Annotated in this window: 13 protein-coding genes; 7 read left to right on the top strand and 6 right to left on the bottom strand. The window is 49.0% G+C overall.

Features of this window, described 5'->3' with window-relative positions; translation table 11 throughout:
- Nucleotides 1-5 precede the first annotated feature (5 nt).
- On the top strand, nt 6-722 hold the full coding sequence (gene arsH / locus E2I14_RS03240) for an arsenical resistance protein ArsH (protein WP_264757049.1): 717 nt from the start codon (nt 6-8) through the stop codon (nt 720-722).
- Nucleotides 723-797: 75 nt separating this feature from the next.
- On the opposite strand, the gene purL is transcribed toward arsH, so the two are convergent.
- Nucleotides 798-4,841 (bottom strand): phosphoribosylformylglycinamidine synthase, encoded by a 4,044-nt coding sequence (gene purL, locus E2I14_RS03235; protein WP_133325338.1) that lies wholly within the window; start codon nt 4,839-4,841, stop codon nt 798-800.
- A 318-nt stretch (nt 4,842-5,159) separates the two neighbouring features.
- Here purL and E2I14_RS03230 point away from each other — a divergent pair, with 318 nt between their 5' ends.
- From E2I14_RS03230 to E2I14_RS03210, 5 genes are all read left to right on the top strand, one after another.
- A complete protein-coding gene (locus E2I14_RS03230; RefSeq protein WP_133325336.1) occupies nt 5,160-8,075 on the top strand; it encodes a bifunctional diguanylate cyclase/phosphodiesterase in 2,916 nt (971 codons plus the stop codon).
- 188 nt (nt 8,076-8,263) lie between these two features.
- The gene (locus E2I14_RS03225) at nt 8,264-9,547 is read left to right on the top strand and encodes a hypothetical protein (RefSeq protein WP_133325334.1); all 1,284 of its coding nucleotides are present in this window, start codon (nt 8,264-8,266) and stop codon (nt 9,545-9,547) included.
- A 14-nt stretch (nt 9,548-9,561) separates the two neighbouring features.
- The gene (locus tag E2I14_RS03220) at nt 9,562-9,987 is read left to right on the top strand and encodes a type 2 periplasmic-binding domain-containing protein (RefSeq protein WP_133325332.1); all 426 of its coding nucleotides are present in this window, start codon (nt 9,562-9,564) and stop codon (nt 9,985-9,987) included.
- A 159-nt stretch (nt 9,988-10,146) separates the two neighbouring features.
- Entirely contained in the window at nt 10,147-11,244 is a 1,098-nt protein-coding gene (locus E2I14_RS03215) for a DUF3667 domain-containing protein (protein ID WP_133325330.1), read from the top strand.
- A 673-nt stretch (nt 11,245-11,917) separates the two neighbouring features.
- Nucleotides 11,918-12,742 (top strand): lysozyme inhibitor LprI family protein, encoded by an 825-nt coding sequence (locus E2I14_RS03210; RefSeq protein WP_133325328.1) that lies wholly within the window; start codon nt 11,918-11,920, stop codon nt 12,740-12,742.
- A 289-nt stretch (nt 12,743-13,031) separates the two neighbouring features.
- On the opposite strand, the gene fahA is transcribed toward E2I14_RS03210, so the two are convergent.
- On the bottom strand, nt 13,032-14,339 hold the full coding sequence (gene fahA, locus E2I14_RS03205) for a fumarylacetoacetase (RefSeq protein ID WP_133325326.1): 1,308 nt from the start codon (nt 14,337-14,339) through the stop codon (nt 13,032-13,034).
- Nucleotides 14,339-15,634, bottom strand: coding sequence for a homogentisate 1,2-dioxygenase (gene hmgA, locus E2I14_RS03200; RefSeq protein WP_133325325.1), 1,296 nt, complete (start codon nt 15,632-15,634; stop codon nt 14,339-14,341). The genes fahA and hmgA overlap by 1 nt, the downstream gene beginning before the upstream one ends.
- A gap of 153 nt (nt 15,635-15,787) precedes the next feature.
- Here hmgA and E2I14_RS03195 point away from each other — a divergent pair, with 153 nt between their 5' ends.
- Entirely contained in the window at nt 15,788-16,693 is a 906-nt protein-coding gene (locus E2I14_RS03195) for a LysR family transcriptional regulator (protein WP_133325323.1), read from the top strand.
- A 10-nt stretch (nt 16,694-16,703) separates the two neighbouring features.
- On the opposite strand, the gene E2I14_RS03190 is transcribed toward E2I14_RS03195, so the two are convergent.
- The 3 genes from E2I14_RS03190 to E2I14_RS03180 form a co-directional block, all read right to left on the bottom strand.
- A complete protein-coding gene (locus tag E2I14_RS03190) occupies nt 16,704-17,903 on the bottom strand; it encodes a DUF5009 domain-containing protein (RefSeq protein WP_133325321.1) in 1,200 nt (399 codons plus the stop codon).
- A 151-nt stretch (nt 17,904-18,054) separates the two neighbouring features.
- Nucleotides 18,055-18,750, bottom strand: a complete 696-nt coding sequence (locus tag E2I14_RS03185; protein WP_227544582.1) for a dienelactone hydrolase family protein — start codon at nt 18,748-18,750, stop codon at nt 18,055-18,057.
- 208 nt (nt 18,751-18,958) lie between these two features.
- On the bottom strand, nt 18,959-20,551 hold the full coding sequence (locus tag E2I14_RS03180) for a methyl-accepting chemotaxis protein (protein ID WP_133325317.1): 1,593 nt from the start codon (nt 20,549-20,551) through the stop codon (nt 18,959-18,961).
- Nucleotides 20,552-20,571 lie beyond the last annotated feature (20 nt).

Raw genomic sequence — 20,571 nt, 5'->3', positions numbered from 1 at the left:
TGCCTTTGAGCGATCTCAGCCTGCCTAATGTGCAGAGCGATTTATTTGAGCAACCGGATTTATCCAAGCTCACTCCAACATCAGCAGCGCTGCATCCGCCGCGGTTTTTACTGTTATACGGCTCGTTGCGGGAACGCTCCTACAGTAAATTATTAACGCTCGAAGCGGCACGATTATTGGTTGCTATGGGCGGTGAAGTACGTATTTTTGATCCGCAAGATTTACCCTTGCCAGATGGCGCGCCAGAGTCACATCCAAAAGTAAAAGAATTGCGCGAACTGGCGCAATGGGCCGAAGGAATGGTGTGGTGTTCACCAGAGCGTCATGGCGCGATGACAGGCATTATGAAAGCGCAAATTGATTGGATTCCTTTATCCGTTGGCGCAGTGCGACCAACTCAGGGCAAAACCTTGGCGGTAATGGAAGTCTCGGGCGGATCGCAATCGTTTAACGCAGTCAATCAACTGCGTATCTTGGGACGTTGGATGCGGATGATTACGATTCCAAATCAATCGTCGGTTGCCAAAGCCTTTTTGGAATTCGACGAAGCAGGTCGAATGAAGCCGTCGGCTTATTACGATCGCGTCGTCGATGTGATGGAAGAATTGATGAAATTCACGCTGATGACGCGCGATGTTGCGCCCTATTTGGTGTCACGTTACAGCGAGCGTAAAGAAACAGCGCAAGAATTATCAAAACGGGTCAATCAAAAATCGATCTAACTGCAGTTCTAAATCAGCCATAAAAAAAGCGCATCAGATATAACTGATGCGCTTTTTCAATTACAAGCTAAGTGCTTATCCCACCCACTTACGCGCATTGCGGAACATGCGCATCCAAGGGGAATATTCGCCCCAACCTTCTGGGCTCCACGAATGAATTGCTGTGCGGAACACGCGCTCAGGATGCGGCATCATGGCGGTGAAACGTCCATCCAACGTCGTCACGGCAGCAATACCTTGTGGAGAACCGTTAGGATTGTACGGATAAGTTTCGGTTGCACGTCCTTGATGATCGACAAAACGCAGGCCAACTAAGGCTTCCGACAAATTACCGGTAGTGGAAAAATCAGCAAAACCTTCACCGTGTGAAACCACGATTGGAGTTTGTGTGCCTGCCATGTCTTGCATAAAGATCGATGGACTTGCGGTGACTTCTGCCATCACAAAGCGACCTTCAAATTGCTCAGACTTGTTCCGTGTGAACTTAGGCCAAGCGTGCGCGCCAGGGATGATTGACTTCAAGTTCGACAGCATTTGGCAACCGTTGCAAATACCTAAGCCGAAGGTGTCTTTGCGTTGGAAGAAGGTTGAGAATTGATCGGCCAATTGCGCGTTAAACAAAATCGTTTTAGCCCAACCTTCACCAGCACCCAAGACGTCACCGTAGGAGAATCCACCCACGGCGATAATGCCAGCAAAATCACTCAACTTAGCGCGACCCGAAATCAAATCGCTCATGTGCACATCCACCGCAGTAAATCCCGATTGATGCATCACATACGCTGTTTCAACATGAGAATTAACACCCTGCTCACGCAAAATCGCCACCCGCGGGCGCACGCCGGTTGCGATGAATGGAGCGGCGATATCGTCTTGCGGATCAAAGGTCAATTTAGGCTGCATGCCCAAATCGGATGCATCAGTGATGCGTGCATATTCGGAATCAGCGCACGCTGGATTGTCACGCAAGCGCGCCATCTGCCAGCTTGTGCGGCTCCAAATTTGGTGTAATTCAGAACGCGATTGTTTGAAGATTTCTTTCGCGTCGCGTGTAATGGCGATATCAGCGCCATTATTTGGCTTACCGATAATGTGGCTGCATGCGCCCAAATTAAAGCGGCGCAACACATCCATGACCACCGATTTTTGATCGGCGCGCACCTGGATGACTGCGCCTAATTCTTCATTGAACAAAGCGCGAATCGTACGCTCGTTGCGTCGTTCGGCAATTTGTGCGGCCCAGTTTTTAGCATCGCCGCTATCGGCTGCATCGCCTGCATCGAGCGCCAAAATATCGACATTGATATCCAAGCCCATGCGGCTAGCAAAAGCCATTTCGCACAAGGTGGTGAACAAGCCGCCATCGGAGCGATCGTGATAAGCCAAAATCTGCTTGTCGCGGTTCAATTGCTGAATCGCGTTAAACAGGCCTTTTAAATCTTCCGCGCTATCCACATCCGGCACATCGTTACCCAATTGCTGCAACACTTGCGCGCAAGCCGAGGCTGCCAAGCGGTGTTTGCCACGACCTAAATCGATCAAGATCAACACCGTGTCGCCTGCATTATTTTTGAGTTGCGGCGTTAAGCTGGCGCGAATATCGGTAACTGGTGCGAAGCCAGAAACGATTAACGATACTGGCGACGTGACCGATTTTGCTTGGCCTTCATCGCTCCAAGTCGTGCGCATCGACAAAGAATCTTTACCGACCGGAATCGATAATCCCAACGCTGGGCACAATTCCAAACCAACGGCTTTAACGGTGGCGAATAGCGCCGCGTCTTGGCCCGGTTGACCGCAAGCGGCCATCCAGTTGGCCGACAATTTAATGTCAGAAATATCGTTGATGGCAGCGGCCGCCATATTGGTAATCGTTTCACCAACAGCCATGCGACCGGATGCCGCGGCGTTCACCACGGCTAACGGGGTACGCTCACCCATTGCCATGGCTTCACCCAAATTACCTTCAAAGCTCATCGCTGTTACCGCACAATCGGCAACCGGCACTTGCCAAGGGCCGACCATCTGATCGCGCACCGACATTGCGCCCACGCTGCGGTCACCAATGGTGATCAAGAACGATTTATCGCCCACCGTTGGCAAGCTCAACACTTTGTGCGCCACGTCAGCTAAAGCCACACCGGTTAAGTCGATTGCGGGGAAATTGTTCGCAACCGTGTTGACGTCGCGCAGCATTTTTGGCGGTTTGCCGAGTAACACATCCATCGGCATATCGACCGGCGCATTGTTGTGCAGCGGATCAATCACTTTTAATTGACGCTCTTCGGTGGCTGTGCCGACCACCGCAAACAGGCAGCGCTCACGCTCGCAGTAATATTGGAACAGCGGCAGATTTTCTGGCGCAATCGCTAATACATAACGCTCTTGCGATTCGTTACTCCAGATTTCCTTCGGCGCCATGCCGGATTCTTCCAGCGGAATTTGACGTAAATCGAAAATCGCACCGCGCTTGGCGTCATTGGTGATTTCTGGGAAGGCATTCGACAAACCACCCGCGCCCACATCATGGATAGACAAAATAATATTGTCTGGTCCCATCGCCCAACACGCATTAATGACTTCTTGCGCGCGACGCTCCATTTCTGGGTTGCCGCGTTGGACTGAATCAAAATCCAAATCTGCCGTATTCGCGCCAGTCGCCATCGAGGATGCTGCGCTGCCGCCCATACCAATGCGCATGCCAGGTCCGCCTAATTGAATCAGTAGGCTACCAACCGGCAAAGCGTGTTTGGAGGTGTGCAAATCCGAAATGCTGCCCATACCGCCAGCGATCATGATTGGCTTGTGGTAGCCAGCAACCTGCCCTGCGACATTTTGCTCATAAGTACGGAAATAACCACCCAAAATTGGACGACCGAATTCGTTGTTAAACGATGCGCCACCGATAGGACCATCCAACATGATTTGCAATGGGCTTGCGATGCGATCTGGTTTGCCGTAATACTGCGCGGCTGCGTCCGATTTTTTACTGGTTACGTCAGCATCGTTTTCCCACGATTGAATGTGACCCGGCAAACGTAAGTTGGATACGGTGAAACCAGTTAAACCTGCTTTTGGTTTGGCACCACGACCCGTTGCGCCTTCGTCGCGGATTTCACCGCCAGCGCCCGTGGATGCGCCTGGGAATGGTGAAATTGCCGTTGGGTGATTATGCGTTTCAACCTTCATCAAGGTGTGCGTTAATTCATCACTGGCCTTGTATTCATTGCCCTGCGCCGCGCCGCGTGCATAAAAGCGTGACACGGTTGCGCCTTCGATAATCGATGAGTTGTCGCTATACGCCACAATGGTTCCGCGTGGAGCCAATTTGTGGGTATTTTTAATCATCGAGAACAGCGACGTGTCTTGCTGTTGACCGTCGATAATCCAATCGGCATTGAAGATTTTATGGCGGCAATGTTCGCTATTGGCTTGCGCGAACATCATCAATTCCACGTCGGTTGGATTGCGCTTGGCGTCGGTGAACGCTTTAAACAAATAGGCGATTTCATCTTCCGACAACGCTAAGCCTAATTCTGAATTGGCTTTATTTAACGCCTCTGCACCGCCCGCCAAAATATCGACAAAGGCTAAGGGTTGCGCGGTTAATTCCTGGAACAGGCCACCGGCCGCATTTTCGTCGCGCAGCACGATTTCGGTCATGCGGTCGTGCAACAAGTCGGCGATTTGCTCGATTAATGTTTCTGGTGTGGCGGCTTGGTGTCCGGTGATGGAGGACACGACACTGGCAACTACGCCTTTTTTGAGTTGTACGCGGTAGCTAATGCCGCGCTCAATACGCTTGATTTGAGTCATGCCGCAGTTGTGCGCGATTTCGGTCGCTTTACTCGCCCAGGGCGAAATCGTGCCGAAACGTGGAATCACGACGAATAAATCAGCCGATTGCTCCAACTGCGCATTGGTCACAAATGCTTCGCCGTAAGTTAGCAAGGCGGATAAGCGAGTCAACTCGTCCGCCGACAAGGGGCTGCTCGAATCGATGAAATGGGTATAGCGTCCGGTCACTGCGTCAATAGCTGGATCGAGTGCTTGTAAGCGGGACAAAAGACCTTGAGTACGGAAAGAAGACAGGGCGTTAGAGCCTGGCAGAATCAACATAGCGAGAGAGTAGTGACGCAGCAACGAAGGTGCCGTTACTGCTGGGTTGCACGAAGAGCGGCATTATACCGTGATGCTGCAAGGACATAAACCTCTTCCCACGATTGGCCGCTGACATTATTAAAAATCATCAGCAATTGATATTAATTTACTATTTTTATTGAAAATCCCGTTTTGAAATCACCCAACCGGCATAGCCAAACCACGCTTGGGCAGGAACAACTTGTATAAACACCCAATAAAACTATAGTGAATTGTCACCAGACCAATTTCACATTGGTGCATTTTATTCACTAAAGTCCAACATTCCAGGAAAACATGCTAGTTCCTGATTCCCTACAGCTAGGCTCCAACTTCACCTTTGTGGCCATCGCCACACTGGGTTTATTGGCAATGGCTGCTGCATTAGTGCGCTTGGTGCATGGAATCGGCCAAAAATCACGCACCGTACGCTTGCAAGTTGAGGCCGCAAAAACCGAGACCAAAGAGACCTACCACCAAATCATTGACCACATGCTCAATGGTTTTCAATATTGCCAGTTAATCTATGAAAATGGCAAAGCGGTCGATTTCATCTACCTCAAAGTCAACCCCGCGTTTGAGCAAATTACTGGGCTGGCCAACGTCACAGGTAAAAAACTGAGTCAGTTCATCAAGCCCGACGAAAAACAATTAGAACGTTTGGCGATTTACCAGCGTGTGGCCAACAGTGGCCGACCAGAACAAATTGAAGTGTTCGTGCCAACACTTGGTGAATGGTTTCGCATGTCGATCTACACGCCCCAGCCGGATCATTTTGTTGGCCTGTTCGAATCAATTAGCAATGACAAATTGCGTGAAAAGAAAATAGCGCGCGAGCATCAGCATTACCAAGCTCTATTGCAGGATGCGCCAATCGGCTTGGCTATGGTCGATCAACAAATGAATTACCTCGCGTACAGCCAACGATGGCTGCTGGAAAACGGACATGGCTTATCCGATCTGAACGGTCTGCCCTACAAAGAGCACGACCAAGACAGCAACCAGTTTGTGCACGAGATTTTGCAACAAGCACTATCGGGCGCCGATTTACAAAGCTCAGAAAAAATTTGGCAACAAGAAGGCGGCAGTCAACGCTGGATTCGTTTGCTGGCCAATCCGTGGAAAAACGAGCAAGCCCAAGTCAGCGGTTTAATCATCGCGCGTGAAGACATTACCGAGCAAAAAATCGCTGAGCTGGATTTATTAGCAGTATTGGACGAATCGGGCGATGCGATCTGGATTAGCAATCACAACGGCGACTTCGTTTATGCCAATCCCAACGCCATTAAACTCACCGGACATACGCAAGAGGAATTGAACCATTTGCGTTTTACCGATTTAATTTATGAAGAGCGTCCGGGCGAATTATTAGAATATTTATCGCTCACGCAGTATTCGCGCTTTACTCGGCGCGAATGGTTGCTGCATAAAAAAGATCGCAGCACCGTTTGCGTGGAAATTACCACCGGCCAATTACCGGGTGGCAGAATGATTGCACTCGCACGTGATTTGACCGAAAAAATCGCGATGGAAACGGAACGCTTTAAGCTCTTTCAAGCGGTCGAGCAAAGTCCCGGTTGCATCATCATCACCAATTTAGACGCTGAAATCGAATACGTAAATAGCGCCTTCCTAAAGAAAAACGGCTATCACCGCGACGAAGTCATCGGCAAAAATCCGCGCATTTTAAAATCCGGAAAAACACCGGCTTATGTTTTTAGAGAAATGTGGGCCAAATTAGTCCAAGGTGAAACGTGGCAAGGCGAACTGATTGATGTCACCAAAAACGGCCAAGAATACATCCAACTAACCACCATCACGCCTATCCGCCAAGGCAACGGCAACATCATTAATTACATCGCCATCGGTGAAGATATTACCAGCCGCAAAAAAGGCGAAGAACGAATTTTTGAACTGGCGTATTTTGATCAGCTCACCGGATTACCGAACCGCACCTTGCTGTTAGACCGCTTAAACCAAGTGATTGCCATGTCAGCACGCAGCGGTGTTTATGGCGCGTTATTGTTTATCGATCTCGATCACTTTAAAAATATCAACGACACACTAGGTCATCAAAAAGGCGATTTAATCCTCAAACAAGTGGCCGATAATTTGATGTTGAATCTGCGCGAAGGCGATACAGTGGCGCGCTTTGGTGGTGATGAATTTATCGTGCTGTTATCCAACTTAGGAACCGATTCGGACATCGCCGCGAGCAAAACCAAAACAGCGGCATTGAAGCTATTAACGTCGCTCAATCAAACCTATCAGCTCGGTGAAGTCGCACATCACAGCTCAGCCAGTATCGGTGTGACCTTATTTAATGGCAAAGAAAGCTCAAGCGATCAACTGTTAAAGCAAGCTGATTTGGCGATGTATAAATCGAAAAAGGCCGGCCGTAATTCGGTGCGCTTTTTTGATCCAAGTCTTGAGTCGGCCATGAAGCAACACGCCACTTTAGAGGACGATATTCGCCAAGCGCTTGATCAAGGCCAATTCGTTTTGCACTACCAAGGTCAATTTAATAGCCGCGACAAACTAACTGGCGCGGAAGTTTTAGTGCGCTGGCAGCACCCCGTACAAGGCATGATGTCCCCTGCCCTATTTATTCCGTTCGCAGAGGAAACCGGCTTGATTCTGCCATTGGGAAATTGGGTGTTAGAAACCGCCTGCAAACTGTTGGCCTCATGGGAAAAAATTCCGCGCATGAATAAATTGGTGTTGGCGGTCAACGTCAGCGCGTTGCAATTTAGGCAGAGCGATTTTATCGAAACGGTGGTCAATATTATTCACAAATCAGGCGCGAATCCTCAACGGCTCAAACTCGAACTGACCGAGAGCATGTTGATTGAAAATTTGGACGATATTATTCACAAAATGCTGTCGATCAAAGAACTGGGCGTGGGATTTTCCTTGGATGATTTCGGAACTGGATTTTCGTCGCTCTCGTTCTTAAAGCGCTTGCCGCTGGATCAGTTAAAAATTGACCAGTCGTTTATCAAAGATGTGCACAGCGACCCGAACGGCGCGGCCATCGCCAAAACAATTGTCGCTTTAGGCAAAAGCCTTGGCTTAAACGTGATCGCTGAAGGTGTTGAAACGGTCGAGCAACGCGAGTTTTTATCCAATGCCGGTTGTCACGCTTACCAAGGATATTTGTTTAGCCGCCCAGTCGCTCTCACGGAATTCGAGGAATTAGCCCGTAGCAATTAAACATTTTGCTTTTTCTAACAATTAATAAAATCCCACTTCACATTTGCCCATCCCCTACCCGTGTTGTCCCGCCTAAATACGACATTCCCGCATTCCTCCTTGAAATCCCGGCTTTACTTTCCTAAAGTAAATTAATAGGGCAAACGCTCTAATTTGTCGAAAAACATAAAACCAGTGGGGGTAAAACTATGTTTAAACATTGTGCATATGGCACCGCAGGCCTTTTGGCCTTAACTTTGTCAGCTAACGCGTTGGCTGACGATCCAACACCAGACGCAAAACCATCCATCCTGACATTGTCAGGATTCGGTACGGTGGGCGCTGTTCAGACCAATACCGACGATGGTGTCTACACTACCGGCTTTCAACGACACGGAGCGACTAAGACTAGCGATTTTGGTCCAGATACTAAAGCTGGTGCGCAAGTAGATGCCAAGTTTAATTCCGATTTCTCGGCCACTTTGCAAGTATTCTCCAAACAAAATGCCAAAGGTTCCTATGCACCTGCGATGGAATGGGCATTTGGTAAATTAAAAGTGAACGATGCCTTTAACGTTCGCGTAGGTCGTATCGGCGCACCGTTATTTATGACTAGCGATTTCCGTAACGTGGGCTACACCAATTTAACAGTGCGTACTCCAGTGGACGTCTACGGTTTGGTTCCAGTGCGCTCGTTCGACGGCGCGGACGTTTTGTATTCCGGTTCATTTGGTAACACCACCATCAACGGTCAGGTTTGGGGCGGCAAAGCCTCGACATTGATTGGAGGTAGCGGGGAAAACGATAATATCGTCCTATTGAAGAACATTATCGGCATAAACGTAACCCTAGAGAATGGGCCATTTACGGTACGCATTGGTTCAAACAAATCGCACTTAGGAACCGATGGTACTGGCTTAATTCCGTTTAACACTCTGCTCGGTGGACTGCACGCTTTTTCTGCGGCACCTGGCCTAAGTCAACTCGGCAGCATCGCCGACCAGTTGTCGGTTAATGGTAAGTTCGCGAGCTTTACCGGCATTGGCGCCACGTTCGATTCCGGTAATTGGGTCGCTTCTGCGGAGGCGGTAGAGCGCAGAACCAGTTCAACTTACGTCTCTAACGCCTCGGCTTGGTACACCACGTTGGGTTATCGCATCGATAAATTTACCCCGTATGTGAGCTTTTCGGGTCGCCACATCAAGAGCGCTACCTCGGTAGCCCAAGTGCCTGTTTCACCTTTGCTACCACCAGTCGTACAAGGAACCGTCCCAGTTTTAATCGCAGGCGTCAATGGGTTGCTACGTGATACGTCGGAGAAAACTAGCGCACTTGGCGTGCGTTGGGATGCAGGGAAGAACTATGACATCAAGGCTGAAGTGCAAAAGTTAACTATTCCGAGTGGATCCGATGGTGCCTTGAATCAGGTGACCGGACATCCACCGGTGGGAAACACTAACTTATTCAGTCTTGCAGTTGATTTCGTATTCTAATGGGAGCATAAAACATGAAAAATCTCATCAAATTTGTATTTGTTGCCGTCACACTGATTTGCACTCACTCCGCGTTTGCCCAAGTTGCGGTAGTGGTTGGAGTTAAAAGTGAAGTGGCTAATCTAAATGCCGATCAAATCTCAGGGATCTTTTTAGGTAAAACCGATAAGTTTCCCTCCGGCGCAACCGCCCTGCCGTTAGATCAATCCTCAGGCAGCACAATCCGTGGCACGTTTTACGACAAAGTCACCGGCAAAAGTGAAGCCCAAGTGAAATCCGCTTGGTCACGCTTAGTATTCTCGGGCAAAGGTACACCTCCAAAAGAGGTCGCCAGCTCCGCCGAGGTAAAAAAGCTCGTTGGTTCGAATCTGAACGCGATTGGCTACATCGAAAAGAGCGCGGTTGATTCATCGGTAAAAGTCTTGTTCACTGCGGATTGAGCAGCTCACTCGATTTTCATCGTTAAGTTATTGCGGGTCTAGTAAAAAGGTGATTCCAGTTGGGGTCACCTTTTTTTATGCTTTGTGGCTTATTAGCACTTGGTTTGCGCGTGGCGCCTCAATTGTTTCTTGAGTCGCTATAAATCTTGCGGCACAATCATGCAAACTTTCCAAGGGGAAAAATTAATGACTGTCGCCAGCGCACTGCGAAACCTTCTGCCATCGAACCAACATCCCAAGCATTCAAGCCCACAGCACGACACCAGCTGCGGCAATTGCGCTACGCCCATCACTAGCAACTTCTGCCCCGAATGCGGCCAATCGGCCCATGTGCATCACTCCTTATTGCACCTGATTGAAGAAATGGCGCACGGGCTGTGGCATTTCGACGCCAAAGGCTGGCGCACGATTCCACTGTTGTTTGCCTTTCCGGGTGAATTAACGCGGCGCTACATCGACGGCCAACGGGTGCGCTTTATTTCACCTTTGGCGCTGTTTTTGTTCAGCGTGTTTTTTATGTTTTTTGCGATGTCGTTTGGCAGCGATCACCACAACGTTACCGAAAATGGCAAAGTCACTGCCGAACAAGTGGGCCTCGAAGTTAAAAAAGGCGTCAAAGAAGAATTAGACGCAACCAAAAAACAAATTGCCCAGTTACAGAACGATATTGCAGCAGCCCAAAAGGCTGGCAAGAATTCCGACGCATTAACCGAACAACTGCAAGAAGAGCAAAGCTCGCAAAAGCAACTCGAAACGCTCATCGATGCAAGCGGCAATCTCACCGAGAACAATGTCCTAAATCTCAACGGCGCCCACATCCAATTCGACCAAATCAAATGGATCAAAGAAAGCATCCAACACGTAAAAGACAATCCCGATCTATTTATGTACAAGATGAAAAGCTACGCCTATAAATTCGCCTTAATTTTGGTGCCGGTTTCGCTGCCATTTTTATGGCTGGTATTTTTTTGGCGCAGAGGAATCAGCATGTTCGACCATGCGGTATTTACCTTGTATTCGCTATCGTTTATGGCACTATTTTTCGGCGTATTTTTTATTCTGGCCGACCTGGAATTAGGGCCACTAGCGGGCATTCTATGCATCATCCTGCCGCCAGTGCACATGTTTAGACAATTACGCGGAACCTATGAACTAAGCACTTGGGAAACCTTGTGGCGCACCGCCTATTTACTGCTAGTGGCTGTGGTGATGGTGGTGTTATTCCTGCTGTTTATTCTTGGGTTAAGTGCGCATTAGGAAGTCTGATTGCTTCTTATTTGCCAGTTAATGCTAGCCGAAGTTTTGGATTGAAATGGCTGGGTTCGGCACTTTACGGACGGTCGAATCAATTTACAAAAACAGCTCTGATTCGAAATTTTCGATTGCAAATTTGATGAAATATTGAACAAAAAAAATAATGATTAATGAAGAGACGCTCCAAAAAATGACCTTGAAATCAACCTTGGATTTCTTATGGATTCATTGCATTGCCGCATTAATTGGTTGTTACTTCATACTTCAGATGAACAGCCCCGCTTACATTAGATTTATCGCTTGGATCGGAATAATGGGGGCCATCTTTGGGATGATCAAGGGCACCTTCGCTAGGTTGGATTTGGACCCGGAAGGTTCACTTACAGATTATTCTCCTACAAAAAATTTACATGCTGGGGAGATGTTGAGGATATTCACATCATAAAAGATCAAAATCGAATCACCTACACTAGACAGATTGTTTGGAGCTATTCAGACAAAAAACGTACTGAGCTAAAAATGGAGCTACTCCGGTATCGTGGTTGGGCATTTAACGGACGATTATGGGGTTACTGGGTCGATTATGATACAAAGGACGTGGTCGGCATGATGACAAATTTTCGCGAATCATACCGAAAATCCCACAACGAACCACCGCCTGTCTATCCTGTTTGGGATGAACGATCTCATCAGCATAATCAATCTGCGTAGCCGATACATACAAACAATTTCGACACTTTTATTTACGGTTATCGATAGCCCGATACTTATGACTCAACACTTAAAAATACTGAGCTGCGCGTTTATTTGCCTCGCATCGATAACATTGCATGCAGAGAACCTTGAGTTGACGGAATGCGAGAAGTTGTATGGTCACGCGGAGAGCAGATCGTGCCTGGAAAAGCTTGAGTCAAAAATCGATGATCAGCTTCAAGAAACCGAGAAACACGCAGTTGGATCATTGCTTGCATGGGACGAGGAAGAGAATTACAAAAACCTATCGATCAAAGCGTTCTTGGATTCGATCGCGACTTTTCGAAAGTATCAATTGAAGCAATGTGATTTTTTTTGGTCGTTGGCCGCCGGAGGAAATGGTGCCGGTGATATGCGCTTGTCATGCCAAATAGAATTGGCTGATCAACGTATTAGACAAATAGCAGAATATGTGTCACGTAAGGGTATCGATGATTCCTCCCATTTAGCCGATAACGGTTGTGCTAGCAGGTTGGTTTATGGAAAACGCAAAGGTGAGTTGTACCCAATAGTGGTTTCCCCAAGATGGGATGACCGAGACATTCTTAGCACACTTGGTTTAAATATCTCCAAATCGAAAGTCAAATTAGAATTAAACCCAGATGAAAATTCGGTTCAATACAAATTCAAGAGCGGGATCGCAATTATTGCTCATTCCGAGGTCGACGGTATGTACGTGACGTTCGCAGAGAAGTCGGTGGAAAATCCAACAATTGAATTTGAGATACCCCCCTGCGTAAGTCAGTAGGAATTTACGGGATGAGGGGCATTTTTACAGGTCTTATTCGATTTGAATGTCCGCTTCCGAGGATTGCATCTGACCGTTTAGGGCACAAAGCTGGCTCTCCCACGAATATCATTTCAAGGATTTAGCGCTACATATTCTGCGAAGTAGCGAATTTCGATTCACTCAATATAAAGATGTCTTGCCGCCCACGCAAACTCCCCTTAGTGCCAATTCCCAGTGCAAAACACGAAGACAAAAAATGCCGCTCATTGGATTGAACGGCATTTTTTGTTCCGAGGATTTCCGACACTTATTTAAGACGATGCGCCGGTAAAATTTTTCCGCTGCATTCGCCAAAACCGACTCGGTAATGCTCGCCCTGCGCCCAGCCGGTTAAGGTCAACTCATCCCCGTCTTGAATAAATTGGCGCGTGCTGCCATCCGCTAAGGTTAAGGGATTGGCACCGTTCCAGGTTAATTCCAACAAGCTGCCAAACGAATCTGGGGTTGGGCCGCTGATTGTGCCAGAACCCATTAAATCACCCACGGCAGTGTTGCAACCGGATGCGGTGTGGTGGGTTAATTGTTGCGCCATGCTCCAATACATGTGTTTGAAATTGGTGCGGCAAATTGTGCTCGGTTGCTGGCTTTGCTCGGGTGTTAATTGCACTTCTAGATGGATATCGACGCCGTGATTTACACCGACTTGGTGCTGTAAATAGCTTAAGGGTTGTGGTTCTTGCGTTGGGGTGGCGACTCTGAAAGGAGCTAATGCTTCTAAGGTTACGACCCACGGAGAAATAGTGGTGGCGAAAGTTTTTGAATTGAATGGGCCCAGCGGGACGTATTCCCAGGTTTGAATATCGCGCGCGCTCCAGTCGTTTAGCAACACCATGCCAAAAATATGTTGCTCTGCATCGGCGCAGGCAATTGGTTCACCTAAGGCATTGCCGCGTCCAATAATGAAGCCGGTTTCTAATTCAATATCGAGTTTTTTGCAGGCGGTAAATTCAGGGCGCTCTTGGGTTGGCGCTTTGATTTGTCCATTGGGGCGACGCACTGGCGTGTCGCTCACAACGACCGATGAGGCGCGTCCGTTGTAGCCGATGGGGATTTCTAACCAGTTGGGCAGCAAGGCATTTTTCGGGTCGCGGAACATGCAACCGACGTTGGTAGCGTGTTCTTTGGAAGAATAGAAATCGGTATAGCCGCCAATGGCAACTGGCAACAGCATCTTGGCCGCACTTTGCAAAATGATTGCTTGGTCGCGCAAAGATTGGTTATCGCGCAGCAGCGGATTATCAGCACTGAGCAACGCACTAATCTGGGCGCGCACTTGGCTCCAAGTCGCTGCTCCTAGTTCGATAAATGCGTTCAAACTGCTTGAGTTAAAAACGGCGTTATTGTCGCCGCCTAAGTTCAACAAACCAGCTTGATGCACCACCGCTAAATCGAGAATCGCGTCACCAATGGCAACACCGACATGCGCTTGCGTTTGACCGTGCGCGACAAATACGCCAAACGGCAAGTTTTGGATGGGGAAATCGGCATTGGCCAGATTGGCCGAGGCGATCCAGCTTTTGAGTTGCGGGTTATGGGTGGCGTTGAGTGTGTTCATTATTGTTGTTCCGGTGTGAAGTGTTTTGCCAAACCTTGCCAGCAATCGGCATAGTTAGCTTGACGTTGTGGCGTTTGCATCGCAAAGCTGGTTGGGCGCAGGATGGTGCGCGTTTCAAACATAAACGCCATGGTATCAGCGACTTTGTGCGGCGTGGAAGTATCGCTGGCGGACGCTTTTTCAAACGTGGCTTCATCTGGGCCGTGACCCGACATGCAGTTGTGCAAACTCGATCCGCCAGGCACGAAGCCTTCTGCCTTCGCGTCATAAGCGCCATGAATCAAGCCCATGAATTCGGCCGCGATATTGCGATGGAACCAAGGTGGGCGGAACGTGTTTTCGGCTGCTAACCAGCGCGGCGGGAAGATCACAAAATCGATCGTATCCACGCCCGGCGTATCGCTTTGCGCTTGCAAGACCAAAAATATCGACGGGTCGGGATGATCGTAGCTAATCGAGCCTATCGTATTGAATCGGCGCAAATCGTATTTACACGGCGCGTAATTGCCGTGCCAAGCCACCACGTCCAAGGGCGAATGACCGATGGCAGCTTGCCATAAATTACCGCTAAATTTAGCCAATAATTCAAACTCGCCTTCTTTGTCTTCGTAGGTCGCAACCGGCACTTGAAAATCGCGCGGATTGGCTAAGCCGTTGGAGCCGATAACGCCGAGATCCGGTAAGCGCAGCGCGCCGCCAAAGTTTTCGCAAATATAGCCACGCGCTACGCCGTCTGGCAGCATGACTTGGAAGCGAATACCACGCGGAATAATGGCTATCTCTTGCGGTTCAACGTTTAACTGGCCTAATTCGGTCTTAATCAACAAGCGCCCTTGCTGCGGCACGATTAATAACTCGCCATCCGCGTCATAGAAATAGCGCCCTTCCATATCCGCGTTGGCGACATACAAGTGAATCGCGCAACCAGTCTGCGCGTCGGGCGAGCCAGTTCCGGCCATTGTGGCCCAACCTGCGATGAAGTCGGTTTTAACGCTGGGCAGCGGTAGCGGATTCCAACGCAATTGATTAGGTGTGGCGGGGATTTGGGTAAAGTCGCTAACGATTAAACCGTTGTCGATTTGCTTAAATTCGGAATGTACAGCCGCTGGGCGAATCCGATAGGTCCACGTGCGGCGGTTATGGCTGCGCGGCGCGGTAAAGGCGGTGCCGGAGATTTGTTCGGCATATAGGCCATAGCCGACTTTTTGCGGCGAATTTTGTCCGACTGGCAACGCGCCAGCTAATGCTTCGGTGGCAAATTCATTGCCAAAACCTGTTTGATAGCGCAACTCCATGATCGTGTCTCCGTACTATGTTGAGATTCAAAAACAGCTATCGCGCTAGGGTAAAACAATCTGGACAGTTTTACGATATAAATACTAAAATACTGACCATTGATTTTATGAATAATGGTGTCACCGCACAGGCACCCGACACAGGAGGCGACTATGCTCGATCCACGCGAAATCGATTTAAATCTATTAGTCGTGTTTAATGAAATATTCCAAGAAAAGCAGATTTCCTCAGTCGCTAAACGATTAAACCTATCGCAACCAGCGGTCAGCAATGCCTTGGCACGATTGCGTAAAACCTTTAACGACGCGCTATTTGTTCGCACCAAAGAAGGCATGCAAGCCACGCCGTTTGCCGACCGCTTGGCCGAACCGATTCGCCTTGCTTTGCTCGGACTGACCGAAGCGATGAACGTGCAGGAGCAATTCAATCCGGCAAACAGCGTTAGGCATTTCAACATTGCGCTAACAGACGTGGCCGAACTGTACTTCATGCCTAGGCTAATCCAACATTGCCAGCAGCAAGCGCCGCATATTCAAATCAGCACCTTGCGCACCGGCGGCTTAGATTTAACCGCGGAGCTAGGATTAGGAAAAATTGATCTCGCCATCGGCGCATTTAATGAAGTCTCTGAAGCGCTCTATCACAGGCGGCTATTCAAACAAAATTATGTGGTAATGATGCGCGCCGATCATCCGTGCGCTTCAAAAAAATTAACGCTAAAACACATGCTTAGCTCAGGACAATTGATGGTCGCTTCGCAAGAAAGTCCTTACGACAAAATCAACCAGCAACTCGATCAGGCCGGTATTCTGGAACAAGTTAAATTCAGCATCCCGCACTTTACCGCCGTGCCTTACATCGTTAGTCATAGTGATTTGATGGTGACCGTGCCACAGAAATTAGCCGAAAGCGCCGCCCTGCCCTTTAAGCTGGTGCACCACAAACACCCGCTGAAATTAGATTCATTGCAAACCAACGTGTTTTGGCATCGGCGCTACAACCAAGATCAGGGCAATCAGTGGTTACGCAATGTAATTGCAGAGGTCTTTGGGGAATGAAGAAAACCGATCACAGTTGCAGCCGCAAATTCAACCGATTTAAACCGCGCACTAACAGCAATATCAGCAGCGCGTAGCCCAACGCCCACGCCATGCCCGTTGCGCCTTGCCGCATCCAATCGGCCATAGGAATGTGCAGCGCCTCTAACGCGGCATACACGATGAAAGGCAGTAAATAGGTCAGCAAAGGATTCGCCGCGGCTGGCTCAAACAAACGCATCCAGCCTTGGCGCTGTTGAACATCGACTAAATAATTCAACGGCATAAATATCACCACGCAAATTGCCGAACTGTACAAACACCAACTTGGGCTAGCAGCGATTTTTGAAATCGGCCATTCTGGGCGCAAGGCCCATGCGGCAGATGCTAAAGCGCTGGCAAAGGCAATGGCGCGCAAACAACGCTGTTGAAAATCGTTGTGGCGATTCGCTGCCGTGCCGAAAAATAATTGGCTAGTAATAACACCGCACAGCACGATAGAACCATGCGCCGCCGTTAAATCGCAATGACAGATTAGCGCAATCAAAGGATAAGCCACCGCCCAATGCGAATGCGCTAAGCCGTAATAAACGACGCACAGAATCAACAGCGCCAGCAATCGGCGCACATCGCCTTTCGTCAGTTGAAAGCACACCGAACCGAGCAAATAAGCCCAGCCAATCAAGCCTAAAATTCCCCACCATTGCGGAGTCAAATAGGCGCTTCCATCACCGGCTCTAAAAATCAATGCGAGGTACGCCAGCACAAGCACGCCAGCGATACGAAGCGCCAAATCCGCCTGCGCTGACTTCAACAAACGCACATGCCAGACTAAAAAAGCCGCTCCATAAAACAACAACGACCAACTAAAAATCGACATCGGCATCGCCGCTTGGTTATAGCCCTCTTCCGCATTCACCATAAAAACGCCCAACACCAGCATGCCCAAGGTGCGCATCAAAATATGTTTTTGCACTTGAAAAAAATTGTCGCCCTTGGCGATCCGATTAGCGATAGCAAACGGGATGGACATGCCAACGATAAACAAAAAGGCGGGAAACACCACATCCACAAACGTCATGCCATCAACATTGGCTGGCATGTGTTCCATCCAGTACGGAATACCTTTAACGCCTGCTAATTCATTGACAAAAATCATGATGAAAATCGTCAAGCCGCGAAAGGCGTCGATGGAGCGAATACGTTGTACGGGAGAATTGGCAGGTGGCACAGCATTACCTCAAGGTAAGTAAATTGGAGCTGTGCAACTGTAGTGTCAGATCAATATGGCGTCAATAGGTATTTAATTGGTATTACTGATGAGGGCTATAAAAAAAGGCTGGAAAATCATCCCAGCCTGATTTTGAATTCTCCAGCGCAGATTACTGCGCTAAATTGCGCGCCAATAATGGCAATAAGTTTTCCCAGTGACGCTCCAGCGCTGCCGCATTGTATGCGGGTAAATCCGCCATCGTGAATCCATGGATTGCGTCTTTGTACAACTCGGCTTGGTGCTTGGCGTGGATGGTGGTCAAGGCGGTGTTAAGACGATCAATCTGTTCGGACGGCATCGATTTATCGTGATCGGCGCTGGCGATGTAGATTTCCGCGGCGATCTTATTGAGCAACAAATGCGGACTGTCGGGCGATTCGCTCGCTAAATTGCCCGCATGAAAGCTCGCGGCGGCGGCCACTTTTTCAGGGTGACGTGCGGCTGTGCGCAAGGAAAGCGCGCCGCCCATGCAATAACCGGTTGTGCCGATTTTCCCTTGGAGCACATTTTCTTGCGCAGCCAAAAAATCAATGAAGGCATCAACGTCTCGCATCGCCATTTCAGGCGTAAGCGTTTTCAGTAACGCCATGATTTGATCAACCGCAGCGGGCATGTCGGCAGGCTTTAATGGGAATGGAATATCAATGACTGGCGGCGATTTAACACGGTAAAACATATTTGGCAGCAAAACGTAATAGCCGTGCGAAGCCAGCTTTTGCGCCATTTGGTACAGATATTCGCGTGGACCGAAAGCGTCCATAAATAGGATAACGGCCGGATGCGCGCCGGTGTCGGGATGCGCGATAAAAGTATCGCAAACGCCATCGGGCGTTGAGATATTGATTAGCTTAGTTTGGGTAATGGCGAATGGGTGGAAGAGTTTTCAACGGAAGGCAAATTATACGATTTCCCGTATTTTCGCGTGCTCCCGACCACCCACTTAACTAGCGTCGTGGCCGATGCTGGTCAAAGAAAATCTCGCCCTGCGCGCTGTGAAAGCGCCAATTCAGACATTACCGAATACGCAAAACGTCGTGCATCATAGCGTTATCGGAAGAATTGATTTTGAACACATCCACAATTCCAACAAGCTCATCAGCTTGATCTTTTAAGGTCATTGCCGCAGCGGCCATTTCTTCTACCAAGGCTGAGTTCTGCTGCGTGACTTGGTCCATATACACCACCGCTTTGCCGACTTGCGCGACATCGAGTGATTGTTGGGCACTGGCTGCGCTGATTTCTCCCATGATTTCGGTCACTTTATTGATCGAATCCACGACATTGGTCATCGTGCTACCAGCTTTATCAACCAAGCGCGTGCCTTTGCCGACTTGCTCAACGCTGTCGCTAATTAATTGACTGATTTCTTTAGCGGCTTGCGCGCTGCGACCCGCTAACGAGCGCACTTCCGACGCGACCACGGCAAAGCCACGGCCTTGCTCACCTGCGCGGGCAGCTTCCACCGCAGCATTCAAGGCCAAAATATTGGTTTGGAACGCAATACCGTCAATGACGCTAATAATTTCAGAAATCTTGCTCGACGAAGTATGGATGCCCTGCATGGTGCTCACGACTTGAGATACCACTTCACCACCTTCCAAAGCCACCTTCGCCGCATCTTGCGCGAGCTTGTTGGCCACGTTGGCGGACTCGGAATTTTTATTGACGTTAGCAATGAGTTCTTCCATGTTGGACGATGTCTCCTCAATGGTCGCGGCCTGCTGCTCGGTTCGGCTGGACAAATCATTATTGCCCTGGGAAATCTCAGCACTTGCCATCGCCACGTTGGACGAGCCATCACGCACGCGGGTAACAAGTCGAATTAAGCTACCCTGCATCGCGTCCAGATTACGCAGCAATTGCCCCAATTCGTTGCGTCCGCCAGAGCTAATGTGAGCGGTCAAGTCGCCGTTGGCAATGTTATGGGCCAGATCGTTCGCTTTATCAATCGGGTTAGTAATCGTTTTCGAGAGCATCCAACTAAATGTTGCACTTAGCAATAAACACAGCACGGCCAAGACAATCATTAAGGTGCGGCTACTGGAGTTGACTTCGCTGATGCCGTTAGAAATGCCGTCGATTTCTTTACGTTGAATCGCGAGTAACTTCTCCATTTTTTCCAAATACACTTTGGCAGTTGGGGCAAATTTCTGATCTAGAACCTGATTGGCTTCGTCGTTGTTACCTTGTTTTTTTAGAGCGGCAATTTGATCGCGGGACGACAAATAGACTTTACGTAATTCGCCTATTTCGGCAAACAAAGCGCGTTCTTCGTCAGTTTCAAGGCGCGGCTCCACAGCCTTTTGCAACTCGCCCGATTGCTTGCTCGATGCCGCGGCTTCTTCAGCAAAATAAACTGGCAACGAAGGATCGTTACTCTTGGCGATTGCGGTAGCGCGGCGGATTCCAGTATGCACGTTGCGATACCAGTCGCTAATCAAGCGCTCGGTTGTCAGCGAACCCGAAATCATGGTTTTGGTGGATTCATCGACTTTATTAAGCCGATAAATTCCTACCCCAATGGCGGTAATCGAAAGTATCAAGGTAATAATAAAAGTAATGGCCAGTCGCCTCGCAATTGATACGTTCTCCACCCATTCCGTCATAATTTGCTCCAAATTCGTTC

Origin of the sequence: Sapientia aquatica (genome assembly GCF_004358105.1) — a bacterium.
Taxonomy (GTDB): domain Bacteria; phylum Pseudomonadota; class Gammaproteobacteria; order Burkholderiales; family Burkholderiaceae_D; genus Solimicrobium; species Solimicrobium aquaticum.
This window is presented reverse-complemented; position numbering and strand designations above follow the sequence as displayed.